This window comes from Frateuria flava (assembly GCF_017837635.1).
Taxonomy (GTDB): domain Bacteria; phylum Pseudomonadota; class Gammaproteobacteria; order Xanthomonadales; family Rhodanobacteraceae; genus Frateuria_A; species Frateuria_A flava.
In genome coordinates this window covers 12,324-34,330 of record NZ_JAGJRS010000033.1, presented here as the reverse complement: position 1 = coordinate 34,330, position 22,007 = coordinate 12,324, and the positions used below count along the sequence as shown (strand labels likewise).

The following is a 22,007-nucleotide window of genomic DNA, read 5'->3' as shown; positions in this document are numbered from 1 at the left end:
GTCAACCCCCGCAGTCGTCGCAGGGGGCCGCTCCCAGTCTGAAGCTGTCGATGGACAGCTTGACCTTGTAGGGCGGGCGGCTGGCGAACACCTTCTGCGGCAACGGCGTCTGCTGTGCCTGGTCCCAGGCGCGGTAGTCCACCGTCCAGCCGTCCTGCACGAGCAGCGACGGCAGGTCGTGCTCGCCGAAGCGCAGCTCGGCGGGACTGCCGCTCGCGCGCAGGCCGAGCACCCAGGCGCGCAGGTCGTCCAGCGGCACTTCCCAGCCGAGTGCCTTGCGCATCAGCGCCTCGGCGTCGGGACCGCGCAGCGGGCCGCCCTCGATGCCTTCGAGCACGGCCCCGCCGGGACCCCCGCTGAGGCGGAAGCTCTTGCCGGTGATCGGCGCGCGCAACTCGAAATCGTAGCGCTGGCCGTCCTGCATCCAGCGCAGGCTGCCGCTGCCGCCATCGTGACCATCGGACACCGCCAGATGGCCTTCCAGCGTCCACTGCTCCACCCCCGAAAGCTGCCGTTCGCGCGCCGCCTGCACGGCGAGCGCGGCCTCGTCGGCCGGCCTGCGCACCGGCACCGGCGCGCAGGCTGCCAGCAGCAGGCCGGCTGCCACGCCCGGAAAAAAGAGGCGCCTCATGGCTCGAGGCGCCGCAAGGTATCGCGCAGATTGACGTTGCGCGGGTCGAGCTTGCGCACCTGATCAAACACGTGCCGGGCGTCCTGGCGCTTGCCGAGCTTCCACAGCACCTCGCCCAGATGCACCCCGACGTCGGCGTCTTTGGCGGCGGCCCAGGCCTGGCGAAGCGTGCGTGCGGCCTCGTCCAGATGCCCCAGGCGATACTGCAGCCAGCCCCAGGAGTCGGCGATCGCCGGGTCGTGTGGCTTGGCCGCACGGGCCATCTCGATCAGCTTTTTCGCCTCGGGCAGATCGCGATCGGCGTCGGCCAGCGTGTAACCCAGCGCGTTGCTGGCGTCGATGTCGTCCGGCTTGAGCTTGAGCAGGTGGCGGAAATCCGCCACCGCGTGGTCGATGTTGCCCGCCTCGGCGTAGGCCAGGCCGCGGCCGTAGAGCAGGCCGGGATCGTCCGGCAACACCTGCAGCGCATGGTCGTAGGCCTTGGCGGCCTGCGCGTAGTGCCCCTCGCGCATGTAGAGCTCCGCGTCGGCCTGCCAGGCGCGGCGCAGTTCCTCGGGCTGATCGAGATAGGCGGTTTCCAGTTGCTCCAGCAGCGCGTGGGCGTCGTCCGCCTTGCCCTGGTTATGCAGGATCACCGCACTGCGCAAGTCGGCATCAAAGGCGTGAGGATCCTCGTCGCCGACCTGGTCGTACCACTCCAGCGCTTCGGCGTTGCGGTCCTGCATCTCGGCCAGCTGGCCGAGCAGGAACGCGCTGTTTTCGCGCACGTCGGCCGGTGCCTGCTTGAGCTCCCGATAGAGCTTGGCGATGGCCTTTTTGTCGTGCGCCTGCGCCGCCAGCCCGGCACGCAGGGCGTAGGTTTCGGCGCTCTGCGGGCCTTTGTCGAGCAGCTTCGCGGCAGCCTGGTAGTCACCGCCCTGGCTGAGCAGGCTGGCATAGGTCAGGCGCAGGCGAACGTTGTCCGGCGAACGCACCAGTGCCTGCCTGAGCAACGCCGTGGCGGCTTTCTTGTCGCCGGCCTTGAACTTCATCTGCGCCGCCCAGGCGTAGGTTTCGGTGTCATGGAAGCGCGCTACCGCCGCGTCGGCAATCTGCATGGCATACCGGGGTCGGCCCAGCTTTTCGCCCAGCTCGCTCATCGCCAGCCAGGCCTGCGCGTCGGCCGGCAGCCGCTCGGGCGTGGCCAGGTCTTCCAGCAGTTGGGCCGCCTGGGCCGGGTCGCGTGCGCCGATCAGGGCGCGGCCGAAGCGACGCCAGGCGTGCGGGTCGCCGCTGCCGATCAGGCGCTCCAGTTGCTCGCGCGCGCCGGCAGTGTCGCCGGTGGCCAGCGCCCGTTCGGCGCGGGCCTGGGCCAGGTCCGCCGGGCTGGCGCCGAGCGCTTGCCAGCGATCGATCGCGCGTCCCGCGGCGACCGTGTCGCGTACCGCCAGGGCCAGCTCCGCCGCCCGCTGGGCCACGGCGGGGTCGTTCGACAGCTCCATCGCCTGCGTGTACCGGGCCGAGGCGCCCTTGAGGTCGTTGCGGGTCAGCGCCATCTCGCCGGCCAGCAGCTGCGCCAGCAGGTCGTGCTGCTCGTCCGGCGTGACCACGGCGAGCCGGTCCAGCGGCTGCTTCGGCGTGGGCATGGAAGCCTTGCCGGCGGGCAGGCTGGCGCACGCGGCCAGGCCCAGCGCGCAGCCGAGCAGGCCTGCAAAATGCCGCAGTTGCTTGAACTTGCCCTTCACGCTCAGCACACTAGTCCTCATCCATTGGTCCGTCCGGCCGTACCTGATTCGCGCCTGGTACCGAAAGCTTAGCCTACGCCGCCACGGATACCCCGTCGTCAATTCGCATTCCACGCCATGCCGCTGATCGCCCTCGGGCTCAATCACCTCACCGCGCCAGTCAGCCTGCGCGAACAGGTGGCGTTCGATGCGGACGCCGCCGGCGAGGCCTTGCGCGAATTGCGGACCGAGCCCGGCGTGGAAGAGGCGCTGATCCTCTCCACCTGCAACCGCACCGAGCTGTACGTCGGCGTGGCCGAGGGTGCCGAGCAGGCGCCACAGGCGTGGCTCAATCGCCACCATCGCTTGACCCCGGGCAAGCTGGACGAGTTCCTCTACCGGCATGACGAGGACGCGGCAGTGCGCCACATGTTCCGCGTCGCCACGGGTCTGGATTCGATGGTGCTGGGCGAGCCGCAGATCCTGGGCCAGGTGAAGGATGCCTACCAGCTCGCGCGCGACGCGCGGGCGCTCGGCGCGCCGCTGGATCGCCTGCTGCAGCACACCTTCGCGGTCGCCAAGCGGGTGCGCACCGATACCCGCATCGGCGCGCACACGGTCTCGGTGGCGTTCACCGCCGTGCGGCTGGCGGAGCAGGTGTTCACTGACCTGAAACAGGCCTGCGTGCTGCTGATCGGCGCCGGCGACACCATCGAACTGGCCGCGCGCCACCTGGTGGACAAGCAGGTCAGCCGCCTCATCGTGGCCAACCGGACGCTGGAGAACGCGCAGGAGCTTGCCAGCCGCTACGGTGGTTATGCCATTGCGCTGGCCGACCTGCCGCAACATCTGGCCGAAGCGGACATCGTCATTTCCTCCACCGCCGCGCGCCAGCCGGTGGTGACCCGTCCGATGGTCGAGCGGGCCGTGGTGGCGCGCAAGCGCAAGCCGATGTTCATGGTCGACATCGCGGTGCCGCGCGACATCGATCCGGCGATCGCATCGCTGGAGGACGTCTACCTGTATGCCATCGACGACCTGCAACAGGTCATCGACGGAAACCGTCGCTCCCGCGAGGCCGCGGCGCGCGAGGCCGAGACGATCATCGACCTGCAGGTCGACCGCTACATGGCCTGGCGCCGCGCGCTGACCTTGCGAAATCCGGCGATCGACTTGCGCCAGCACGCCGAACGTTATCGCGACGAGGTGCTGGTCAAGGCGCAGGCGATGCTGGCGCGCGGCAAGTCGCCGGACGAGGCGCTGGCGTTCCTTGCCAACACGCTGACGAACAAGCTGCTGCACCATCCCAGCGCACGCCTGCGCGAGGCGGCGCTCAACGGCGATCTCGATCTGCTGCACGCGGCCGGCCGGTTGTACGGGGAGTCCGAGCCGAGGGACGAATAGCGAGGGCGGCTGGCTGCCGCTTCCCGCTTCGCGAGCCGGCGTATGCCGGTTGCTTCCCTCTCGTGCCGCTGGTTTTCAATGACCCCCTCGATCCGCCGCAAACTCGAATCCCTGGCCGAGCGCCACGAAGAAATCGGCCTGCTGCTGGCCCAGCCGGACGTGCTTGCCGATGCCGGCCGCTTCCGCGAACTGTCGCGCGAGTACGCGCAGATCGAGCCGGTCGCCGCCGCCCTGCGCGAGCACGACGGTGCCGAACGGGAACTGGCGCAGACGCGCGCCATGCTGGCCGACCCGGAGTTGCGCGAGATGGCCGCCGACGATGTCGAGCGGCTGGAAGCCCGCCTGGCTGAACTGGACGGCGAGCTGCAAATCCTGCTGTTGCCGAAGGATCCGCGCGACGAGGCCAACCTGTTCCTGGAAGTGCGCGCCGGCACCGGCGGCGACGAGGCCGCGTTGTTTGCCGGCGACCTGTTCCGCATGTACGCGCGCTACGCCGAGCGGCGCCGCTGGCACGTGGAAGTGCTCAGCGAAAGTCCCGGCGAACATGGGGGCTACAAGGAGATCGTCGCGCGCATCGAGGGCAAGGGCGCCTACTCGCGGCTGAAGTTCGAATCGGGCACGCACCGCGTGCAGCGGGTGCCCGAGACCGAGTCGCAGGGACGCATCCATACCTCGGCCGCGACCGTCGCGATCCTGCCCGAGATGGATGAGATCGACGACATCCAGATCAACCCGGCGGACCTGAAGACCGACACCTTCCGCGCCTCTGGCGCTGGCGGCCAGCACGTCAACAAGACCGATTCGGCCATCCGCATCACCCACCTCCCGACGGGCATCGTGGTCGAGTGCCAGGACGAGCGCAGCCAGCACAAGAACCGCGCCCGCGCACTGTCCCTGCTGAAGGCGCGCCTGCTCGACGAGGCGCAGAGCAAGCAAGCCGCCGCGCAGGCACAGGAACGTCGTCTGCAGGTGGGCTCGGGCGACCGCAGCCAGCGCATCCGCACCTACAACTTTCCGCAGGGCCGCATCACCGACCACCGCGTCAATCTCACCCTGTACCGCCTGCCCGAAGTCCTGGCCGGCGACCTGGACGAGCTGGTCGACACGCTCACCCGCGAACACCAGGCCGACGAGCTGAAGAGCCTCGCCTCGTAACTCGAAGGGACGCATCGGCCGCCGGGCACCGGCGACCGGTACTGCAGGATTCTTCGCCGTGCGCGATCAGCGCACCGGCGAGTACACGGCCGCCTGGGTGGCCGCGGGCAGGTTCGGTTGTACTTCCGGCGCCTGCGCCCAGAGCGCTTCAGCGCTGCTGCGCTCCAGAGGCGTATTGGCCGCCAGCGCGGCATCGACCGCGGCCAGCCGGCGCAACGGACTGTGCAGTTCTCCCTGCACGGCGATCACTCTTTCCCGATCGACCGAGGGTACTGCCTGATCGATTCGCTGCAGCCCCGCGCGCCGCGCCGCGACCGTCAGGGCGCCTGCCACGCGTTCACTGTGCGGCCCGCCCGACAAGCCATGGCGGGCCTCCATGCGTTTGACCGCATCGAACGCTTGAGCGTAGAGGCCGCTGGCAGGATGGCCGCGGTCACCCAATGGCGGCGTATCCAGCACCGTGGGCTTGCGCGGCGCGGCGGTGCCGCTGGCCGGCGCGGGATACAGATCGGACGCGGGGAGGCCAGGAGCGAACCGGGGCCCTTGGGCGAGCGTATGGCTGGCGCCAGCCCAACCCTGTTCCCATTGCTTCACCGCGCCAACCGCTGCGTGCACGACCACCTGCCGGGTGTCCTGCGAAACGTCCCGTGCCACCTCCCACGCCCGCCCCACCTGATGCGCCATGGCGCGACCCAGCCGACTGGCCTCGGACTTCGCGTGCAAGCCTGTCGCCGTCGTCAGCTCGACTGCCTCGGTCACCCGCGCCAGGGTCCAGGTCGCTGACCAGGGCACCTTGGTCGAGGCATGCAGGCCGGCGCGCGCACCCCAGGCATCCTGCCGGAATGCAGCGATAGCCCCGGCGTATCGGTCCGCGCGCGCTTCATTGGCTGCCGTCAGCACCGACTCGCCCTTGTCGGGAGCCCAGTTGTCGATACCGTGGTCCGCGACACGCAGCGCCGCGAGTGAACGCCCGAGGCCGCGTTGTCCGTCGAGGTAACCGGTTTCGCGCAAGCTCGCCACGTCCGCTGGCGTGGCATAGACGCGGACCTGCCCGAAATGGCGGCTGCACGCGCTGACCGGATCTCCCGCCAGGACGTTGTCGATCACCTGGCTGCCGCCCTCGGGAACGCCAACGCCCAGTTCCGCGGCGCCGTAGGCGTTGAAGGTCTCCCCGCGCAGGCCGAAACGCCACGCCTCGATCTGCGCGAGCGTGCCGCCCATCGAATGGCCGGTGACGGTGACCAGGTCGCGCGGAACGCCGAGCGTCGCGGCCTTTTCCAGCACCTGCTGCGTGAAGCGGCGGGCATCGGCCTCCTGCGGATTGAGGCCGTCCGCCACCATGATGGCGTCCACCGACACGTCCTGGATGCCGGTCAGCGTGTGGTTCTTGAGGTCCGGGTCGGTACCTCGGTAGGCGATCACGATGGCATAGGGCGATTCCACCTGCTGGTACGCCGTGCCATGAAAGCCGGAAGGGGTGTTTGCATATCCAATGACGCGATACGAGTGCCCGTCCAGAGCAACCGTCTTGATGTCAATATCGGCCTTCGGCCTATCGATGTAGCTGTCCTTGGCGGCCGCCGCAAGTTGCCGGGAAGTGGGCGCGCTCATGACCGTGACCGCTTGATCGTTACAGTGATCGGGAAAAACGATTGGACGGCCTTGCCAACCTCGGCGTCAGTGGAACTGAAGCCAAGCGCTCCCACATTCCGCAAGGCCTGATTGAAGTAATCCGATCGTTTGAAATAGCGAGTCAGCGTGACCTCGATCGGATCAGCCAGTACGAAGGCAGGACTGAAGCTTGCGGCGTGCACCCTGAAGACTGGAGAGGCGTTAGTCACATCCCAATGGCAGACACCCAGTCCGAAATAATCCTCGTCCTGCAGTAGATCCCTGTAGAAGCTCCCCTTCCACGTATGCGCATCCACGCGAGTCAACGCAAACCGTCGGCTTGTATTGGGGACGTTGCGCGCCCCCTCGATGGGATTCTTCGGCACACATTCGACGTTGGTCACCTCGTAGGACAGGTAGCCCTCGACCGAATCGAATTCACCCGGCGCGTCGACCGTGGCGATCAGTTCGTAGCGCTGCGCGGGGTGGGGATTGAGCTTGATGTCATCCATGGGCGAAGAGCAGGCGGCAGGAAGGACGGCGAGGCCCGCGACCAGCACCGCGACGGCGCAACGGCGCATGGCGGCGCCCCGGCGGCGAGCGGCGGATTGGTCTGGCGCGGAAACGGAGATGCCGAAAGGCGCTACCCCGGCGATTGCGTACGACAGGCGCTTGTTGCCTGGAATGGAGGCAAGCGCACGCTTTTCCATTGGACTGGCGACCATGGCATCCTTGCGGGCAGCGGCAGTGCAGGCCAGCGTAGCAGGCTTGGGGAATCAATGGCGATGACGACAGGCTTTCCGGGTGGCTCTGCCGACGGCAAGAGCACCATGCCGGCCAACGCGCGCGCCGAGCTGGAAGCCTTGCTCAACCGCCTGACGCATCTGCTTCGCCAGGGCGCCAGCCAGGAAGCCGAAGCGCTGGCCGCAGGCGCGCGCCGGGATTTTCCGCTGGCGGGCGAGCTCGTCCGCCTGCACGGTGTCGCGCTGTTGCAGCTGGGTCGCCGCCACGACGGGCTGAGCGCGCTGAACCGTGCCGCGGAATTGTCGCCGGACAGCATCGAAGTGCAGTGCAACCTCGCCAACGTGGCGCTGGAGGACGGTCGCCCCGAGGCGGCCATCGAACGACTGCACGCCGCACTCGCACGCAAGCCAGGCCATCCGGCCGTGCTGCAGGTGCTGGGCGTGGCGCTGATGGTTGCAGCCCGCCACGAGGAAGCGCGCGAGACGTTCGGCCAGGCGCTGCGCGCGGCACCACGACACCCGGGCCTGCGCCTCAATCTGGCCGAGGTGGAGCTCGAGCTGGGTGATGCCACAAGGGCGCTGCTGCACGTGCGCGAGGCGCTGAAGCTCGCGCCGCGGCTGGATGCTGCCCACGCGCTGCTCGGACAGGCGCTGCAGGCGCAGGGCCATAGCGAGGAAGCCGCCAGCGCCTGGCTGGAAGCGGAGCGGTTGGCGCCGCGCGAACCCCGTCACGCCTTCCAGGCTGCGCGGATGCTCGAGGCCCTGGACCGGCCGGCCGACGCGGCCGCGGCGTATGCGCGGGCGTTGCAACTGGCGCCGCACTCCGGTGCCGCGCTCAGCCGCCTCGCCGTGCTGCGGCGACGGCTGGCCGACTGGCGCGAGCAGGCGTCGTTGACCGCGCGGCTGCGCGAAGCAATCGAAACAGGGCAACCGGGCATCGTGCCCTTCGTGCTGCCGCTGGAGCCGTTCGATCGCGCGCTCCAGCGCAAGGCCATGGAAACCTTCACCCGCACCATCGAGCACCACCTGGGCCCGTTGCGCCAGAAACTGGCCTTTGCCCTGGCCCGGCCGGCGCCGGCTGCCCCCATTCGCGTAGGCCTGCTTTCCGATGGCTTCGGCGATCGCCCGACGGGTCGAACCGTAGCCGGACTGGTCCAGTCGCTGATCGCCCTGGGCGGGCTCGAGTTGCACCTGTTCGCCACCACCGCCGACGACGGCGATCCGATTCGCCAGCGCCTGGCTGCGGCGGCACCGTTGCACGCCGTCGACGCGTTGCCGCCCCCGCAGGTGGCCGAGCGCATCCACGCGATGGGCATCGAGGTGCTGTTCGACCTCACCGGCTACGGCGCGCACACCAATGCGGACATCCTGGCCTTGCGACCGTCGCCCGTACAGGTGAACTGGTTGGCGTACCCGGGCACTGCCGGCGCCCCGTGGATCGACTACATCCTGGCTGACACCATCGTGCTGCCGCCGTCGCATCGCGAGGGCTACAGCGAAAAGGTGCTTTCGCTGCCGCGCTGCTTTCTGCCGGTTGAAGGCCGCGCGATGGCCTCCTCACCCACGCGCAGCGAATGCGACCTGCCCACCACGGGCACGGTGTTCGCCTGTTTCAACGCTACCGCCACGATCGGCCCGGACGTGTTCGCGCGTTTCATGCAGATACTGCGCCAGGTAACGGGCAGCATGTTGTGGCTGCGCACCGGACCCGATGGCGTCGAGCAGCGCCTGCGTGCGCAGGCTGCCAGTCTGGAGGTATCGCCGGAACGGCTGGTATTCCTGCCCGACCTGCCGCACGCGGACTACCTGGCGCGCTACGCGCTGGTCGACCTGTGCCTGGACACCCTGCCCTGCGGCGCCCGCACCACCGCCATCGACGCGTTGTCCGCCGGCTGTCCGTTGCTGACCTGTGCCGGCGACACGTTCGCCGGACGCATCGCCGCCAGCCTGCTGCATCACGCCCACCTGCCCGAACTGGTGGCCGACGATCCGGATGCCTTCGTGGCCACCGCGGTGCAGTTGGGTCGCGATCGAGCTGCGCTCGCCGCGGTCCGCGCGCAACTGTCTGACCTGCGCACGCGCTCGCCGCTGTTCGACATCGCCGGCTTCGCCGCGGATTTCCGCCGCGTGGTGCAGACGATCGGCACCCGCCATCGCATCGGCCGTCCGCCGATCGACCTGGCTTTCTGACCTGCGTTGGGTGGGCTTGGAGTCCACCATTGCGTCGGCGTGAAACGCGGTGGGCTCGAGCCCACTGAACAGGTCAGCGGGTACTGAACGTTGGTGGAGGAACACCTTCCAGCGGGCAGCGCTCCACGCCCGCCACTTCCGCCGCGGGCGGCCCCTGCCACAGCCAGCGCTCCAGCGCATCGAGCGCCTCGGGCGAGCCGTACGCGAGCACCTCGACGCACCCATCAGGCAGGTTGCGCGCGTGACCGGTAAGGTCCAGCCGCCGCGCCTGTTCGCGGGTGCTGGCGCGATAGAACACGCCTTGCACCCGACCGCTCACGAGGAAGCGCGCGGCGGCCATGTCACTGGCCGATCGCTGCGCCCAGCGATTGTTCGGTCACCGGGCCGACGAAGCGCTTGGCCACGCGGCCGTCGGGCGCGATCAGGTAGGTGGTAGGCAGGCCGCGCGGCTCGTCGAAATCCTTCGGCGCATCGTCCAGCGAAACCTGCGCGATGGGATAGCTCACCGGGTGCTTGGCAAGGAACGCCTGGATGTCCGCCTTGTCGCTGTCTTCGTAGGCAAGTCCGATCGCGCGCACGTTGGCGTGGGTTTTCACGAAGCGCGAGATGTCCGGCATCTCCTTGATGCAGGGCACGCACCAGGTGGCCCAGAAGTTGACGATCACCCAGTGCCCACGCTGCGCGGCCAGGTCGAACGCCTTGCCGTCCAGCGTGGTCACCTTGAGCGCCGGTTGCGCGGGCATGGCTGCGTGCGCAGGCATCGCGCCGACAAGCAGGCAGGCGGCCAGGGCGAACGGGGCGAGCTTCATGGGAGGGGGTTCTCCGGTTCGGGCGGGGTCGGGGGGAATGTATGGTCCAGTCGCCGACCCAGCGTGTCGTCGAGCATCCGCGCCACCTCCGCGAGCAAGGCGATCAAGGCGGCCGGCAGGTTGATGCCGAGGGCTTGCGCTTCCTCCATGGGACGCAGCGGCAAGCGGTAACTGGTGTGACGATACACCCGCAGCAGGTCGGTGCTGTCGAGGCTGCGGCTCAGGAGCCAGCCGCCCGCCTCGCCACGCTGGATGAGGTCGGCGCGCTGCAGATCGTCGAAGTAGGTGGCGATGCTCGCGCTGCGCAGGTAGGGCTCCTGCAGGCGCACGGTGGCGGGGTCGACGCTGCAGCCCTCGCGATGCGCATCGACGAAATGGCGCAGCACCACCATCAGGCCGAGGAATTCCGCCCCTTCGGGCAAGGTTTGGGCCGGTGCGTGGTACTCGTAGGCCGACAGCGAAGCGGCGATCGACGCGCCGAGGATCGCGATCACCCACGACAGGTAGATCCACAGCAGGAAGATCGGGATCGTCGCCAGCACGCCGTAGATCTGCTGGTAGGTCTGCGCGTTGCTGACGAACAGCGTGAATCCCCAGCGCGCGACCTCGAACAGCACGGCGCCCAGCAGCGCACCGATCGCAGCATCGCTGCGGCGCACCTTGCAGTTGGGAATGGCCGCGTACATCAGCCACAGGGTGATGAAGGTCACCACGAACGGCAGCACGCCGAGCAGGCGCTGGCCCAGGCCCAGCTGCGCATAGGCGCCGGCCAGCAGCGGCATCGCCGTCACGTACGAGGTCACCGCGATACCGCCCACCGCCAGGATCGGCCCCAGCGTCAACGCGGCCCAGTACAGCAGCAGACGCGAGCTCCAGCTGCGCGGCTGGTGCACGCGGAAGATGCGGTTCAGGCGGTCTTCGATGCTGATCATCATCGACAGCGCGCTGAACAGCATCACCAGGATGCTGATGCCGGTCAGCTGGCTGGCGTTGGCGGCGAAGGTCTGCAACGTCGCCTGCACTTTCGCCACCGTGGTCGGCAGGAAGTTCTGGAACACGAAGTTGAGCAAGACGTCGCGCGCGCTCTGGAACACCGGGAACACCGACAGCATCGCCAGCACCGCCACCATCAGCGGCACCAGCGAGACCAGCGTGGTGTAGGACAGCGCGCCGGCCGTCTCGAAGCATTTGTCGTCGATGAACCGCTGCCAGATGAAGCGGCTGAAACTGAGCGCGCGGTCGCGATCGAAACGCCAGGCCATGGACGGCACCATCAAGCGGAAGGCGGCCGCTACACTACCCGATCGCCCGCGAACGCCCAACCGAGCCCGCATGAGCCTTTCCATCCTGGTCCTCTATTACAGCCGAAGCGGCCATACCGCCCAGCTCGCGCGCCTGATTGCACGTGGCGTGGAGGAGGCCGGCCTGGAAGCGCGCCTGCGCCAGGTACCGCCGGTCGCGCCGGTCACCGAGACCGCGCAGCCGCCCGTACCCGAGGAGGGCGCGCCGTACGTCAGTCGCGTGGATCTGTCCGAGTGCGCCGGTGTGGCGATGGGCAGCCCCACGCGCTTTGGCAACATGGCCGCGCCGCTGAAGCATTTCCTGGATACCACCGGCGCCGAATGGGCCAGCGGCACGCTGGCGGGCAAGCCGGCGGCGGTCTTCACCTCGACCAGCACCATGCATGGTGGACAGGAGTCGACGCTGCTGACCATGGCGCTGCCACTGCTGCATCACGGCATGGTGCTGCTCGGCATCCCGTTCACCGAGCCGGCGTTGACCGCCACCGGCAGCGGCGGCACGCCCTACGGGGCCAGCCACGTGGCCGGCGCCAAGGGCGACAACGCGATCAGCGAGCATGAGCGGGAACTGGCCAGGGCACTTGGACGGCGGCTGGCCGAGACCGCACGCAAGCTGGCGACACCGGCATGAGCGCATCCATCGCTCTGCCCTACCGCATCGGCCGGTGTGCCTGGTTCGCGCTCGTTGCGCTGCAACTGGCTTGGCACGGGTGGCTCGCGCGTCCGGAACACCTGCCGACCTGGCTGGCGCTGGCGATCACCGCGGTACCGCTGCTGCTGCCGCTCGCCGCGCTGCCGGACCTGCGCCGTGCGCTGCTGTGGGTAGGTATCCTGAGCCTGTTCTACTTCTGCCATGGCGTGGCCGAGGCCTGGAGTGCACCGACCGAGAAGTGGCTGGCGCTTGCGGAGATCGGCTTGACGTTACTGCTTATCGTGGCCCTTGGTGCCGGGGTCAAGCGCAGAAAACCGCAAGGCTGAGGCGGCTTATCCGAAGAAGGTTCCGGCGATGTCACCCTGTCGCTCCGCCGAACCCTCACCCGCCGGTCGGCTACTTCCGGCGGCCGGTCAGCGTCCGGCTCGGCAATGACAGGGAGTACCCATTCTCCAGGCGCCGTTCCTGCGAAGCGGAAACCCATGTCGCTCCAGTGAGCCAAACCAAAATGGATTCCTGGTTTCGCGGGGATGACCTGCGGTGGCGGGGTCGAGACTTTCCTCCAGGGCTCGATACTCCAGCAAGCTAGCGCACCGGCGCTCGGCACGAGCGAATCCGGCCGGCATCACCCGATCGCGTTGGCGTTGGCGTACCCGCGCCGGCGTTGAAGTCGGAGCGTCTCGCGCGCCACCCACGAACCCGCTCCTATACTCGCGCGTATCGAGCAACGGGATCGCGCCATGGATTTCCTGCAGACCGCGCCTCAGCTGGTCCACCCCTACCGCAACGACCGCACGCTGCTGGCCTTGCTGGACCGTGTGATCCCGTCGAACAGCCGCCCGGCGCTCGATGCGGACCTCGACGCGCTTGGCGACTACGCACAGTTTGCCTGGGAGCGCGCCCGCCGCAGTACGCCGCGGACGCCGGTGCTCACGCGCTGGGATGCCTGGGGCCGGCGCGTGGATCGCATCGAACTGACCGACGCGTGGCACGAAGGTCCCGACCTGACCACCCGCCACGGCATCCTGGCGGCCGGGCACGAGCCGCACGAACACGCGCGCCTGGAACAGTTCGCACGCGTCTATCTCTACCACCTGGCCAGTGAGTTCTACACCTGCCCGCTGGCGATGACCGACGGCGCCATCGCGGCGCTGAAGGCGTCCGGCAACCAGGCGCTGATCGACCGTGCACTGCCGCATTTCCTGAGCCGCGACCCGGCTACGTTCTGGCTGAGCGGCCAATGGATGACCGAGACCGCCGGCGGCTCCGACGTGGGCCGCACCGAGACCATCGCACGCCAGGACGAGACGGGCCATTGGCGCCTGCACGGGCGCAAGTGGTTCAGCTCAGCGGTGGTCGGCGAGGCGGCGCTTGCGCTCGCACGTCCGGAAGGCGCAGGCGAAGGCACCCCTGCACTGGCGCTGTTCTATGTCGAGACGATGGACGGCGCCGCGCGCAAGCCGGAACTCGTTGTCGATCGCCTGAAAGACAAGCTGGGCACACGCGAGCTGCCGACCGCCGAGATCCATCTCGACGGCCTCCCGGCCTGGCCGTTGGGCGAGCTCGCTCAGGGCGTGCGCCAGGTCGCGCCGATGCTCAACGTCACGCGCACCTGGAACGCCGTCTGCGCGGTGGCCAGCATGGCGCGCGCACTGGCGCTTGCCTGCGACTACGCGGCGCGGCGCGAAGCGTTTGGCCGTCCATTGATCGAGCAACCACTGCATGCGCGCACCCTGGCCGATATGCGCGCCGAGTTCGAGGGCGCGTTCGCGCTGGCGTTCGAGGTCGTGCAATTGCTCGGCCGCGTGGAACAGGGCCAGGCCGCCTCGCACGAAACTGCACTGCTGCGCTTGCTCACCCCGCTGGCCAAGCTGTGGACCGGGAAGGTCGCGGTGGCGCTGTGCTCCGAAGCGCTCGAATGCTTCGGCGGTGCCGGCTACATCGAGGACACCGGCCTGCCGCAACTGCTGCGCGACGCGCAGGTCTATGCGATCTGGGAGGGCACCACCAACGTGCTCGCACTGGACAGCCTGCGGGCCCTCGGCGAAGGCTTCGGTGCACTACGCACCGCGATCGCCGGCTGGGTGGATGGCTGCCACGAGCCCGAAGCGGTAGTGCCGATCCACGCCGCGCTCGATGCGGCCGCACGGCAGTGGCAGGCGTCCGGGAACAACCGCGCGGACCTGGAAGCGGCGGCTCGCGACCTGTCGCTCACGCTGGCCCGCTGCACCGCGGCCGCCCTGCTCGCGCGCCAGTCCACCTTTGCCCGCGGACGCAGCGACATGCGCCCGGGCGCGGCACTGCGGCGCTTTGTGGCGCACGGACTGGATCGGTCGACCACGGCGGACATGGCGGATACGCGGCTGCTGCTCTGATCGACGAGGCGAACGAATCGACCTCTCGCGTGGACGCGGCCGGACGACCGCGCACAAGGCGCGTTCCGACCCATTAAACTTGCGCTTTCCCCACCGACGTCGAAGCCATGCAGCATCTGACCATCGTCACCACCGGCGGCACCATCGACAAGATCTATTTCGACGACAAGTCGGACTACAAGATCGGCGCGCCGCAGATCGGCGACATCCTGGGCCAGCTTGGCGTCGCCTTCGCGTTCGACGTCATCCCGATCCTGCGCAAGGACAGTCTGCACATGAGCGCCGAAGATCGCGCGCTGGTGCGCTCGACCATCGAAGCGCAGCCGCATCGGCACGTACTGGTCACCCACGGTACCGACACCATGGTCGAGACCGCGCGCGAACTGGCGGCCATCCCGGGCAAGGTGATCGTGCTCACCGGCGCACTGAACCCTGCGCGCTTCCAGGGCTCCGATGCGGTGTTCAACATCGGCTGCGCCGTGGCCGCGGTGCAGACGCTGCCCGATGGCGTCTACATCACGATGAACGGCCGCGTGTGGGACCCGGCCAAGGTGCGCAAAAACCGCGCCGAGAACCGTTTCGAGGAAAACGGCTGACCCGCGCGCCTTCAGCCAGAACTCCGAATCGAACCCAAAAAAGAACCCAGGCCGAAGCCGGGGTTCTTTTTTTCACTTCAGGCAGACCGCACCGGTTACCTGGCGCGGCCTCGAAGCCGACCTCAGTTCATCGTTTCGGTCAGCGTCACGCCGGAGAACGTCTGGTACGCACGCACCTTGATGTAATAGGTGGTGGTGGTCGACGGGGTGAAGGTGCAGCTCTCGTTGTTGCCGGTGAGGTACGGACGGCAGCTGTAGCTGCTGGTGGTCGGCGCGGAGCCAGCCCGCACGTACAGATCCGCATCACCGGTGCCGCCGGAGATGGCGAACTTCGCGGTATGGCCGGCCTGCACCGTCTCGGTGTAGGTGGCCGACCAGTTGCCGGTGGACACGGTCGGCAGGCTCACCGAGTCGGTGCTGCCACCGCCGCCGCCACCGCCGGTGGTGTAGGAAGCCTTCACGGTGACGTTGGAGTACGAGGAGTAGCCGTGCACCTTGATGTAGTAGGTGCCCGCCTGCGGGGCGGCAACCGTGCAGCTCTCGCTGTTGCCGCTCTTGTACGGACGGCAGTCGTAGCTGCTGGTGGTCGGCATGGAGCCGAACTTGGTGTACAGGTCGGCATCGCCGCTGCCACCGGAGATCGACATCACCAGGTTGCTGGCGCCGGCCGGCACCGCGATGCTGAAGTCGTTGTCAGCACCAGCCGCACCTGACACGCCGCTGACCGGAACACCGTTCTGCAGCGCCGTGGTGCCACCACCGCCGCCGCCACCGCCGCCGGTACCCGGGCAGGTCACGCCGACGCCGGTGAAGGCGGTGATCACGTCGTTCTTGTTGTAGCCCAGTGCCTCGGCTGCCGACTCCACGCCGCAGGCGCCATCATTGAAGGTGGAGGTCGCGGTCCAGTACGACTTGTTGGCCAGCTGGAAGGCCTGGAACGCCTTCTTGACGTCCCAGCCACTGGTCTTGGCCAGCAGGCAGAACGCCTTGTTGTAGACGCCGGACGAGTAATGCACGTCCAGGCCGCTGTAGTAGTCGGCCGCGTTGTCGATCGAGCCGCCGTCCTGCGGCGGATTGCACATGAAGCGCAAGGCGGTGCCGCTCTTCATGATGTCCGCGCCAACCAGGAAATCGGCCTGGCCGCGGTCATAGAACTCGGCCGCTTCACCGGCGATGTCCGAATAGGCTTCGTTCATGCCGCCGGACTGGCCGCTGTACTGCAGCCCGGAGTTCTGCTCGGTGTAGCCGTGGCTGATCTCGTGGCTGGTCACGTCCAGCGAAACCAGCGGGTAGAACGTGCTGGCGCCGTCACCGAAATACATTGCGGTGCCGTCCCAGAACGCGTTCTCGTAATTGCTCTTGTAGTGCACGTTCATGCGCAGCTGCATGTTCAGCGGCGCGGCGCCGGTGTAGGCCACGTACATGTCGTGCACGACACCACCGAAGTGGTGCGCGTCGTTGACCGGCGAATAGGCGCCGTTGATCGCGTCGGTGTCGCTGGTCGGGCAGGTGAAGTTGACCAGGGTGCCGCCGCTGGTGCCGTGGTTGAGGTTGTAGGTCACCACGTTGGTGTTCTGCAGATAGCAGGTGCTGCCCGACTGGGTGACCTGCAGCGCGGCGTAATCGGTGCCGTAGTAATACTTGCCGGTCTTCTGGTTGCCGCCCGGCCCATTGGCGGTGGCGTCGGTCAGGCCCTCCCAGCTCTGGATCACCTCGCCGGTGTGCGCATCGACGATCGCGGTCGGACGGCTCGGATGCTGGCCGCGGACCACATAGGAGGTGAGGTAGACCAGGCGCGGCGAACCGTTTTCCTGCGGATAGACGAACAGGTCGGCCTTCTGGTTGTAGATGGAAGCGCCGCCGGTCAGCGTGGTGTGCGCATGGGCCTGCAGCTTGGCGATCGCCTGGGCGCCGCTCAGCTTCGGGGTGACCGACAGCGGCGCGGCAAGGTTGGCCGGCAGCTTCATCACGTTGCCCGAGGCGCGCAGCATGTTGCCCTGCGCGTCCTGTACCACCGCGACGCTACGGCCGTACACCGGCACGCCGCGATACATCTGCTGCTGGCGCACCACCTGCTTGCCGTTGGGCAGGTGCGCGGTGCTGCGTGCGGCCAGCGACATGTTGGCACCCAGATTCAGGTGCGTCGCGAGGCTGCCGGCCGGCACCGCACCGAGATTCTGCACGTTCACGTGCTCGTTGTTCGCTGCCATGGCGGTCGAGGCGCAAGCCATGCCGATGGCGGCAACCAGGAGCTTCAGACGGATATTGCTTGGCATTTCAGGTACTCCGTAAAAGAGAAATTCGGGGCGAGCGGACCTGATGCGGTCACTTCGGACCCCATGAGTGAGTTAGCCGTGCCGGGCACGGTGCCACTGTTTGCCAACGGTCCCGACTGCATCCCGATGCGCGCTGCTTCTCCCCCTTTCTTCCCTGAGAGGGCAGTACGCGGGCTCATCATGCGAGGGCGACGCAGGAACCCCCTGTCGTCACTGCAGGACCATCCGTCAACCTCCCCGCCAACGGATTCGTCGACATTAAGAGCCCGCTTGCGGAGGGGTCAAGGGTGAATTTTTCCTAGGCATCCGAAGTGTGATCGTCGCTGTTAGCTCTGTGCGAAAACCGCGTCGTGACGCCACTTACAGGCGTGCACACACAACCGTGCGCGCACAAAAAAAGCCCGGACATGCCGGGCTTCGGAAACGCTCAGTCACAGCCTTTCAACGCTAGAGCATGCCGGTTTCGAGCTTGGCCGCATCGGACATCATCGAATGATTCCAGGGCGGATCGAACACGAGGTCGACATCGGCCTCGCCCACGGTCGGAATCAATTCCAGCTTGGTGCGCACGTCGTCGACCAGGATGTCGCCCATGCCGCAGCCCGGTGCGGTCAGCGTCAGCTTGACGTACACCTTGCGCGAATCGTTGTCGCCGGCCTCGATGGAGACGTCGTAGACCAACCCGAGCTCCACCACGTTGATCGGAATCTCCGGATCGAACACGGTGCGCAATTGCTGCCAGACGAGCTTTTCCACATCCTCGTCGCTGGCATCGGCGGCCAGTTCGATCGGCGGTGGCGGCTCCTTGCCCAGCGCATCGGCATCGTGGCCGGCGATGCGGAACAGGTTGCCCTCCACGTACACGGTGAAGCTGCCGCCCAGCGCCTGGGTGATGTAGCCGATCTGTCCGGCCGGAAGCATCACGCTTTCGCCCTGCGGCACCATCACCGCCGCGCAATCGCGTTCCAGGGTGAAGGGTTCGCTGCTAAGACTGAAGCCACTCATGCCGATTCTGCCGATCACTCGTCGAAGCCGCAGGAACGCGGCGGGGAAGCGCTCTATTATGCCCCGCCGCGGACGTGGGCCGCTGACCAAGATCAGGCCCGCCTCCGCTTTCTCAAGGGAGCAAGCGGCGCTTCGGGCGGGCGCAGCGCCGAGCGCGGTTATCATGTGCGTTTGCTCCCACGATCCGCAGGAACTGCATGGCTTTCCACCTTACGCCGCATGGGCCGTGCCCGTGCGCTTGATCCCGCTGCTGTTCGCCGCCTTCAGCGCGGCCATGCTGGGGCTCGCCGCCGGTGCGGTGTGGATGCTTCCGACGATGGCACTGCAACGCCCGCTGCCCGCGCTGGCGCTGCTGGTCGGCGCGCTGCTGGCGCTGGCTATCCGTGGCTGGGTGCGTCCGGCCGGCCGCGTGACGGCGGTGCTGGCTGCGGGCGCGACGGTGCTCGCCGCCGTCTACGTCGAGATGCTGACTGCCGCGGCGCGGCTCGCCGGTTCCATGGGCATGGGGTTGCTCGATGCGCTGCGCGGCGCCGGCCTGGCCATGCTGCTCTCGCTCGCGCACCTCGCGGTGCGTCCGGCCGATATCGTATTCACCCTGGCTGGCGCACTGCTCGCCGCCTGGATCGCCGCCCGCCGGCCGCGCAAGACCTCGTAGGACGGGCGTCCGCCCCGCCGCCTGCAGGGGCCACGGGCGGGCCGAGGCCCGCCGATCACTACGCGTCGATCCCCTTGAGCGCCGCCACCAGCTCCGCGGCCACCGCCTGCCCGTCGCCGTAAAGCATGCGCGCGTTATCTGCATAGAACAGCGCGTTCTCGATACCGGCAAAGCCGGTGCCCTTGCCACGCTTGACAACGATGACGTTCTTCGCAGCGGCCACGTCCAGGATCGGCATACCGTAGATCGGCGAGGCCGGGTCGGTCTTGGCCAGCGGGTTGACCACGTCGTTGGCGCCGATCACCAGCGCCACGTCGGTACTCGGGAATTCCGCATTGATCTCATCCATGTCCGCGATCAGGTCGTACGGCACGCCCGCCTCGGCCAGCAGCACGTTCATATGCCCGGGCATGCGCCCGGCGACCGGATGGATGGCGAACTTAACCTTGACCCCGCGCTCGATCAGCAGCCGGGCAAACTCCCACACCTTGTGCTGCGCCTGCGCCACGGCCATGCCGTAACCCGGCACGATCACCACGCGCTCGGCGTAAGCCATCATCACGGCCGCGTCGTTTGCCTCGATCGGCTTCTGCGCCCCGCCGATCGTCTGCGCGGCGCCCGTGGCGGTGCCGAAACTGCCGAAAAGCACGTTGCCCAGCGAGCGGTTCATCGCCCTGGCCATCAGCTGGGTGAGCAACGTGCCGGCCGCACCGACCACGGTGCCGGCGATGATCATCGCCTCGTTGCCCAGCACGAAACCCTCGAACGCCACCGCCAGCCCGGTGAATGCGTTGTACAGCGAGATCACCACCGGCATGTCGGCGCCGCCGATCGGCAGCGTCATCATCAAACCGAACAGCAAGGCCAGCGCAAAGAAGCCGGCGATCACCCCTGGCGCAAGCGTGCCGGCAACCAGCAGCACGCCCAAGGCGACCGCCAGCGCCAGCACCAACAGATTCACCACGCGCTGGCCGGGGAACACGAAACGCCGGTCCAGCCAGCCCTGCAGCTTGGCGAAGGCGACCAGCGAGCCGGAAAAGCTCACCGCGCCGATCAGCGCACCCAGCACGGCCAGCGCTAGCTGCATGGCGCCTGGCGCCACCCCGTCGGCGGTGAAGCGGCCGCCGCCGAGCAACGTTACCGCCGCGCCCGAAAAGGCCACCAGCTCGGCCGCGCCGATCGCCGCCGCGGCGCCGCCGCCCATGCCGTTGTACAGCGCAACCATCTGCGGCATGGCCGTCATCGCCACGCGCCGGCCCGACCACCACGCGGCACCGGTGCCCAGCAACAGCGCCACCAGGATCAGCCCGCGATGGGCCAGCCCCGGCAGCGCGAAGGTCGCCGCCACCGCCAGCGCCATCCCCACGCCCGCCCACACGATGCCGCCGCGCGCGCTGCGTGGCGAGCTCATGCGCTTGAGGCCCAGGATGAAAAGCAGTGCAGCGAGGAAATAGCAGGCCTTGATCGCCCCCGGCAGCCAGCTCATCGGCGCTGCTCCGGGCCACCGGGACGGCTGGATTTGAACATCTCCAGCATCCGCTCGGTCACCACATAGCCGCCTGCGGCGTTGCCGGCACCCAGCAGCACGCCGACGAAACCGATGCCGATTTCCAGTGGCGTCTGCGCGTGGCCCAGCGCGATCATGGCGCCGACCAGCACGATCCCGTGAATGAAGTTCGAACCGGACATCAGCGGCGTGTGCAGGATCACCGGCACCCGCGCGATGATCTCGTAGCCGGTGAACGCCGCGAGCATGAAGACATACAGCGCCAGGAAACCGTCGAGCATGACCCCTTCCCCTGTCCGCGCGCCCCTTCGAGCGGTTGTGACCGCATCATACGGTCGCGCGTCAACCCGTGCGAGCCTGCCGCGTTGAAGCATCCGACCGAACCGGAACAGGGCCGCAGCGCCGATGACGCGGATCTCGATGCCATGAGCAGCCTCGCAGGCACCCTCGACAGCGACCTGCTGGCGACGCCCGAGCGCGCCGTACCGGCGACGCTGGATGCCTTCCTGGCCGACGTCGAGCGGCGCGCCTTTCGCCTGGCCGAGCTGCAACTGGGCCATCGCGAGGACGCCCTCGACGCGGTGCAGGACGCCATGCTGCGGCTGGTCAAGCACTACCGCGACAAACCCGCGCAGGAGTGGACCCCGCTGTTCTGGGGCATCCTGCGCCGGCGCATCGTCGACCTGCAGCGCCGCCGCAAGGTGCGCTCGATCGTGGTCGGCTGGCTGGGCGGCCGCGACGACGATGGCGAGGACCTGCCGGCCTGGGAACCGCCCGACCACGGCCCCGGCCCGCTGCAGCGGCTGCACGACAGCCAGTCCTGGGCCGATCTTTCCGCCGCGGTGCAGCGCCTGCCGCAACGTCAGCGCGAAGCGTTCCTGTTGCGCATGCTGGAGGGCCTGGACGTGGCGCAGACCGCACAGGCCATGGGCTGCTCCGAAGGCAGCGTGAAAACCCATCTGTCGCGCGCGATGCACCACCTGCGCGACCAACTGGAGGACTGGCAATGACGCCCGATCCCGACAAGCTGGCCCAGCGCGCCCGTGCGCTGTACCTGGACGCCAGCCGGCAGCTCGACCCGGCCACCAGCGGCCGCCTGCGTGCCGCCCGCCGACAGGCGCTGGAAGCCGCACAGCCGGCATCCGCGCGCGTCGCTTCGCGCCTGCTGCTGCCGGCCGGCGCCTTCGCCGTGCTCGCGCTGGCCACGCTGATGATCTGGCAACCGCTGCGCCACGCCGACCATGCGCCTGCACACGCGGTGCCGGCGGCGTCCACTGCCGACACGGACACCGACCTGCCACCAGACGCCGACAGCGCCGACCCGCAGCTCTACCAGAACCTCGATTTCTACGATTGGCTGGCCGCCAACGACCGCGTGAAGGTACGCCGCTGAC

21 protein-coding genes are annotated in these 22,007 nt (G+C 68.3%); 10 read left to right on the top strand and 11 right to left on the bottom strand.

Annotated elements, in window-relative coordinates; translation table 11 throughout:
* Position 1 precedes the first annotated feature (1 nt).
* A complete protein-coding gene (gene lolB, locus J7I44_RS14800; RefSeq protein WP_209622551.1) occupies positions 2–631 on the bottom strand; it encodes a lipoprotein insertase outer membrane protein LolB in 630 nt (209 codons plus the stop codon).
* The gene (locus tag J7I44_RS14795) at positions 628–2,376 is read right to left on the bottom strand and encodes a tetratricopeptide repeat protein (protein WP_209622546.1); all 1,749 of its coding nucleotides are present in this window, start codon (positions 2,374–2,376) and stop codon (positions 628–630) included. The genes lolB and J7I44_RS14795 overlap by 4 nt, the downstream gene beginning before the upstream one ends.
* A gap of 96 nt (positions 2,377–2,472) precedes the next feature.
* Here J7I44_RS14795 and hemA point away from each other — a divergent pair, with 96 nt between their 5' ends.
* Both hemA and prfA read left to right on the top strand, forming a co-directional pair.
* Positions 2,473–3,738 carry a glutamyl-tRNA reductase gene (hemA, locus tag J7I44_RS14790; RefSeq protein WP_209622543.1) on the top strand — a complete coding sequence of 422 codons (1,266 nt, stop codon included), beginning with the start codon at positions 2,473–2,475 and terminating at the stop codon, positions 3,736–3,738.
* Positions 3,739–3,816: 78 nt separating this feature from the next.
* A complete protein-coding gene (gene prfA, locus J7I44_RS14785) occupies positions 3,817–4,893 on the top strand; it encodes a peptide chain release factor 1 (RefSeq protein ID WP_245188220.1) in 1,077 nt (358 codons plus the stop codon).
* A 66-nt stretch (positions 4,894–4,959) separates the two neighbouring features.
* On the opposite strand, the gene J7I44_RS14780 is transcribed toward prfA, so the two are convergent.
* A complete protein-coding gene (locus tag J7I44_RS14780) occupies positions 4,960–6,504 on the bottom strand; it encodes an XVIPCD domain-containing protein (protein WP_209622540.1) in 1,545 nt (514 codons plus the stop codon).
* Positions 6,501–7,229 carry a hypothetical protein gene (locus tag J7I44_RS14775; RefSeq protein ID WP_209622537.1) on the bottom strand — a complete coding sequence of 243 codons (729 nt, stop codon included), beginning with the start codon at positions 7,227–7,229 and terminating at the stop codon, positions 6,501–6,503. The genes J7I44_RS14780 and J7I44_RS14775 overlap by 4 nt, the downstream gene beginning before the upstream one ends.
* 60 nt (positions 7,230–7,289) lie before the next feature.
* Here J7I44_RS14775 and J7I44_RS14770 point away from each other — a divergent pair, with 60 nt between their 5' ends.
* Complete coding sequence (locus tag J7I44_RS14770) at positions 7,290–9,437, top strand: O-linked N-acetylglucosamine transferase, SPINDLY family protein (protein ID WP_209622534.1); 2,148 nt, start codon at positions 7,290–7,292, stop codon at positions 9,435–9,437.
* Positions 9,438–9,510: 73 nt separating this feature from the next.
* Here the strand turns inward: J7I44_RS14770 and J7I44_RS14765 are convergent, their stop codons facing one another.
* Genes J7I44_RS14765 through J7I44_RS14755 form a run of 3 tightly spaced genes read right to left on the bottom strand, consistent with a single transcriptional unit; the run spans position 9,511 to position 11,508 of the window.
* Positions 9,511–9,777 (bottom strand): acylphosphatase, encoded by a 267-nt coding sequence (locus tag J7I44_RS14765; protein ID WP_209622531.1) that lies wholly within the window; start codon positions 9,775–9,777, stop codon positions 9,511–9,513.
* 1 nt (position 9,778) lies between these two features.
* A complete protein-coding gene (locus J7I44_RS14760) occupies positions 9,779–10,246 on the bottom strand; it encodes a TlpA family protein disulfide reductase (protein ID WP_209622526.1) in 468 nt (155 codons plus the stop codon).
* Positions 10,243–11,508 carry a YihY family inner membrane protein gene (locus J7I44_RS14755; RefSeq protein ID WP_209622523.1) on the bottom strand — a complete coding sequence of 422 codons (1,266 nt, stop codon included), beginning with the start codon at positions 11,506–11,508 and terminating at the stop codon, positions 10,243–10,245. The genes J7I44_RS14760 and J7I44_RS14755 overlap by 4 nt, the downstream gene beginning before the upstream one ends.
* A gap of 70 nt (positions 11,509–11,578) precedes the next feature.
* Between J7I44_RS14755 and wrbA the strand changes: the two genes are divergently transcribed.
* From wrbA to J7I44_RS14735, 4 genes are all read left to right on the top strand, one after another.
* The gene (wrbA, locus tag J7I44_RS14750) at positions 11,579–12,178 is read left to right on the top strand and encodes an NAD(P)H:quinone oxidoreductase (RefSeq protein ID WP_209622517.1); all 600 of its coding nucleotides are present in this window, start codon (positions 11,579–11,581) and stop codon (positions 12,176–12,178) included.
* Positions 12,175–12,525 carry a DUF2069 domain-containing protein gene (locus J7I44_RS14745; protein WP_209622513.1) on the top strand — a complete coding sequence of 117 codons (351 nt, stop codon included), beginning with the start codon at positions 12,175–12,177 and terminating at the stop codon, positions 12,523–12,525. The genes wrbA and J7I44_RS14745 overlap by 4 nt, the downstream gene beginning before the upstream one ends.
* Positions 12,526–12,939: 414 nt before the next feature.
* Positions 12,940–14,574, top strand: a complete 1,635-nt coding sequence (locus J7I44_RS14740) for an acyl-CoA dehydrogenase family protein (protein WP_209622510.1) — start codon at positions 12,940–12,942, stop codon at positions 14,572–14,574.
* A 107-nt stretch (positions 14,575–14,681) separates the two neighbouring features.
* Positions 14,682–15,170, top strand: coding sequence for an asparaginase domain-containing protein (locus J7I44_RS14735; RefSeq protein WP_209622507.1), 489 nt, complete (start codon positions 14,682–14,684; stop codon positions 15,168–15,170).
* A gap of 122 nt (positions 15,171–15,292) precedes the next feature.
* On the opposite strand, the gene J7I44_RS14730 is transcribed toward J7I44_RS14735, so the two are convergent.
* Together J7I44_RS14730 and sufT are read right to left on the bottom strand one after the other, a co-directional pair.
* Complete coding sequence (locus J7I44_RS14730) at positions 15,293–17,446, bottom strand: M4 family metallopeptidase (protein WP_209622504.1); 2,154 nt, start codon at positions 17,444–17,446, stop codon at positions 15,293–15,295.
* Between the two features lie 447 nt (positions 17,447–17,893).
* Positions 17,894–18,451, bottom strand: coding sequence for a putative Fe-S cluster assembly protein SufT (gene sufT / locus J7I44_RS14725; protein WP_209622498.1), 558 nt, complete (start codon positions 18,449–18,451; stop codon positions 17,894–17,896).
* 226 nt (positions 18,452–18,677) lie between these two features.
* Between sufT and J7I44_RS14720 the strand changes: the two genes are divergently transcribed.
* Positions 18,678–19,106: a hypothetical protein gene (locus tag J7I44_RS14720; RefSeq protein WP_209622495.1), complete on the top strand. Its 429-nt coding sequence runs from the start codon at positions 18,678–18,680 to the stop codon at positions 19,104–19,106.
* A gap of 58 nt (positions 19,107–19,164) precedes the next feature.
* Here J7I44_RS14720 and J7I44_RS14715 read toward each other — a convergent pair whose 3' ends face one another.
* Positions 19,165–20,592, bottom strand: a complete 1,428-nt coding sequence (locus J7I44_RS14715) for an NAD(P)(+) transhydrogenase (Re/Si-specific) subunit beta (protein ID WP_209622492.1) — start codon at positions 20,590–20,592, stop codon at positions 19,165–19,167.
* Complete coding sequence (locus J7I44_RS14710) at positions 20,589–20,894, bottom strand: NAD(P) transhydrogenase subunit alpha part 2 (protein WP_209622489.1); 306 nt, start codon at positions 20,892–20,894, stop codon at positions 20,589–20,591. The genes J7I44_RS14715 and J7I44_RS14710 overlap by 4 nt, the downstream gene beginning before the upstream one ends.
* 144 nt (positions 20,895–21,038) lie before the next feature.
* Here J7I44_RS14710 and J7I44_RS14705 point away from each other — a divergent pair, with 144 nt between their 5' ends.
* Entirely contained in the window at positions 21,039–21,623 is a 585-nt protein-coding gene (locus J7I44_RS14705) for an RNA polymerase sigma factor (protein ID WP_209622486.1), read from the top strand.
* A complete protein-coding gene (locus J7I44_RS14700; protein ID WP_209622483.1) occupies positions 21,620–22,006 on the top strand; it encodes a hypothetical protein in 387 nt (128 codons plus the stop codon). Before J7I44_RS14705 ends, J7I44_RS14700 begins: the two co-directional genes overlap by 4 nt.
* Position 22,007: the final 1 nt, after the last annotated feature.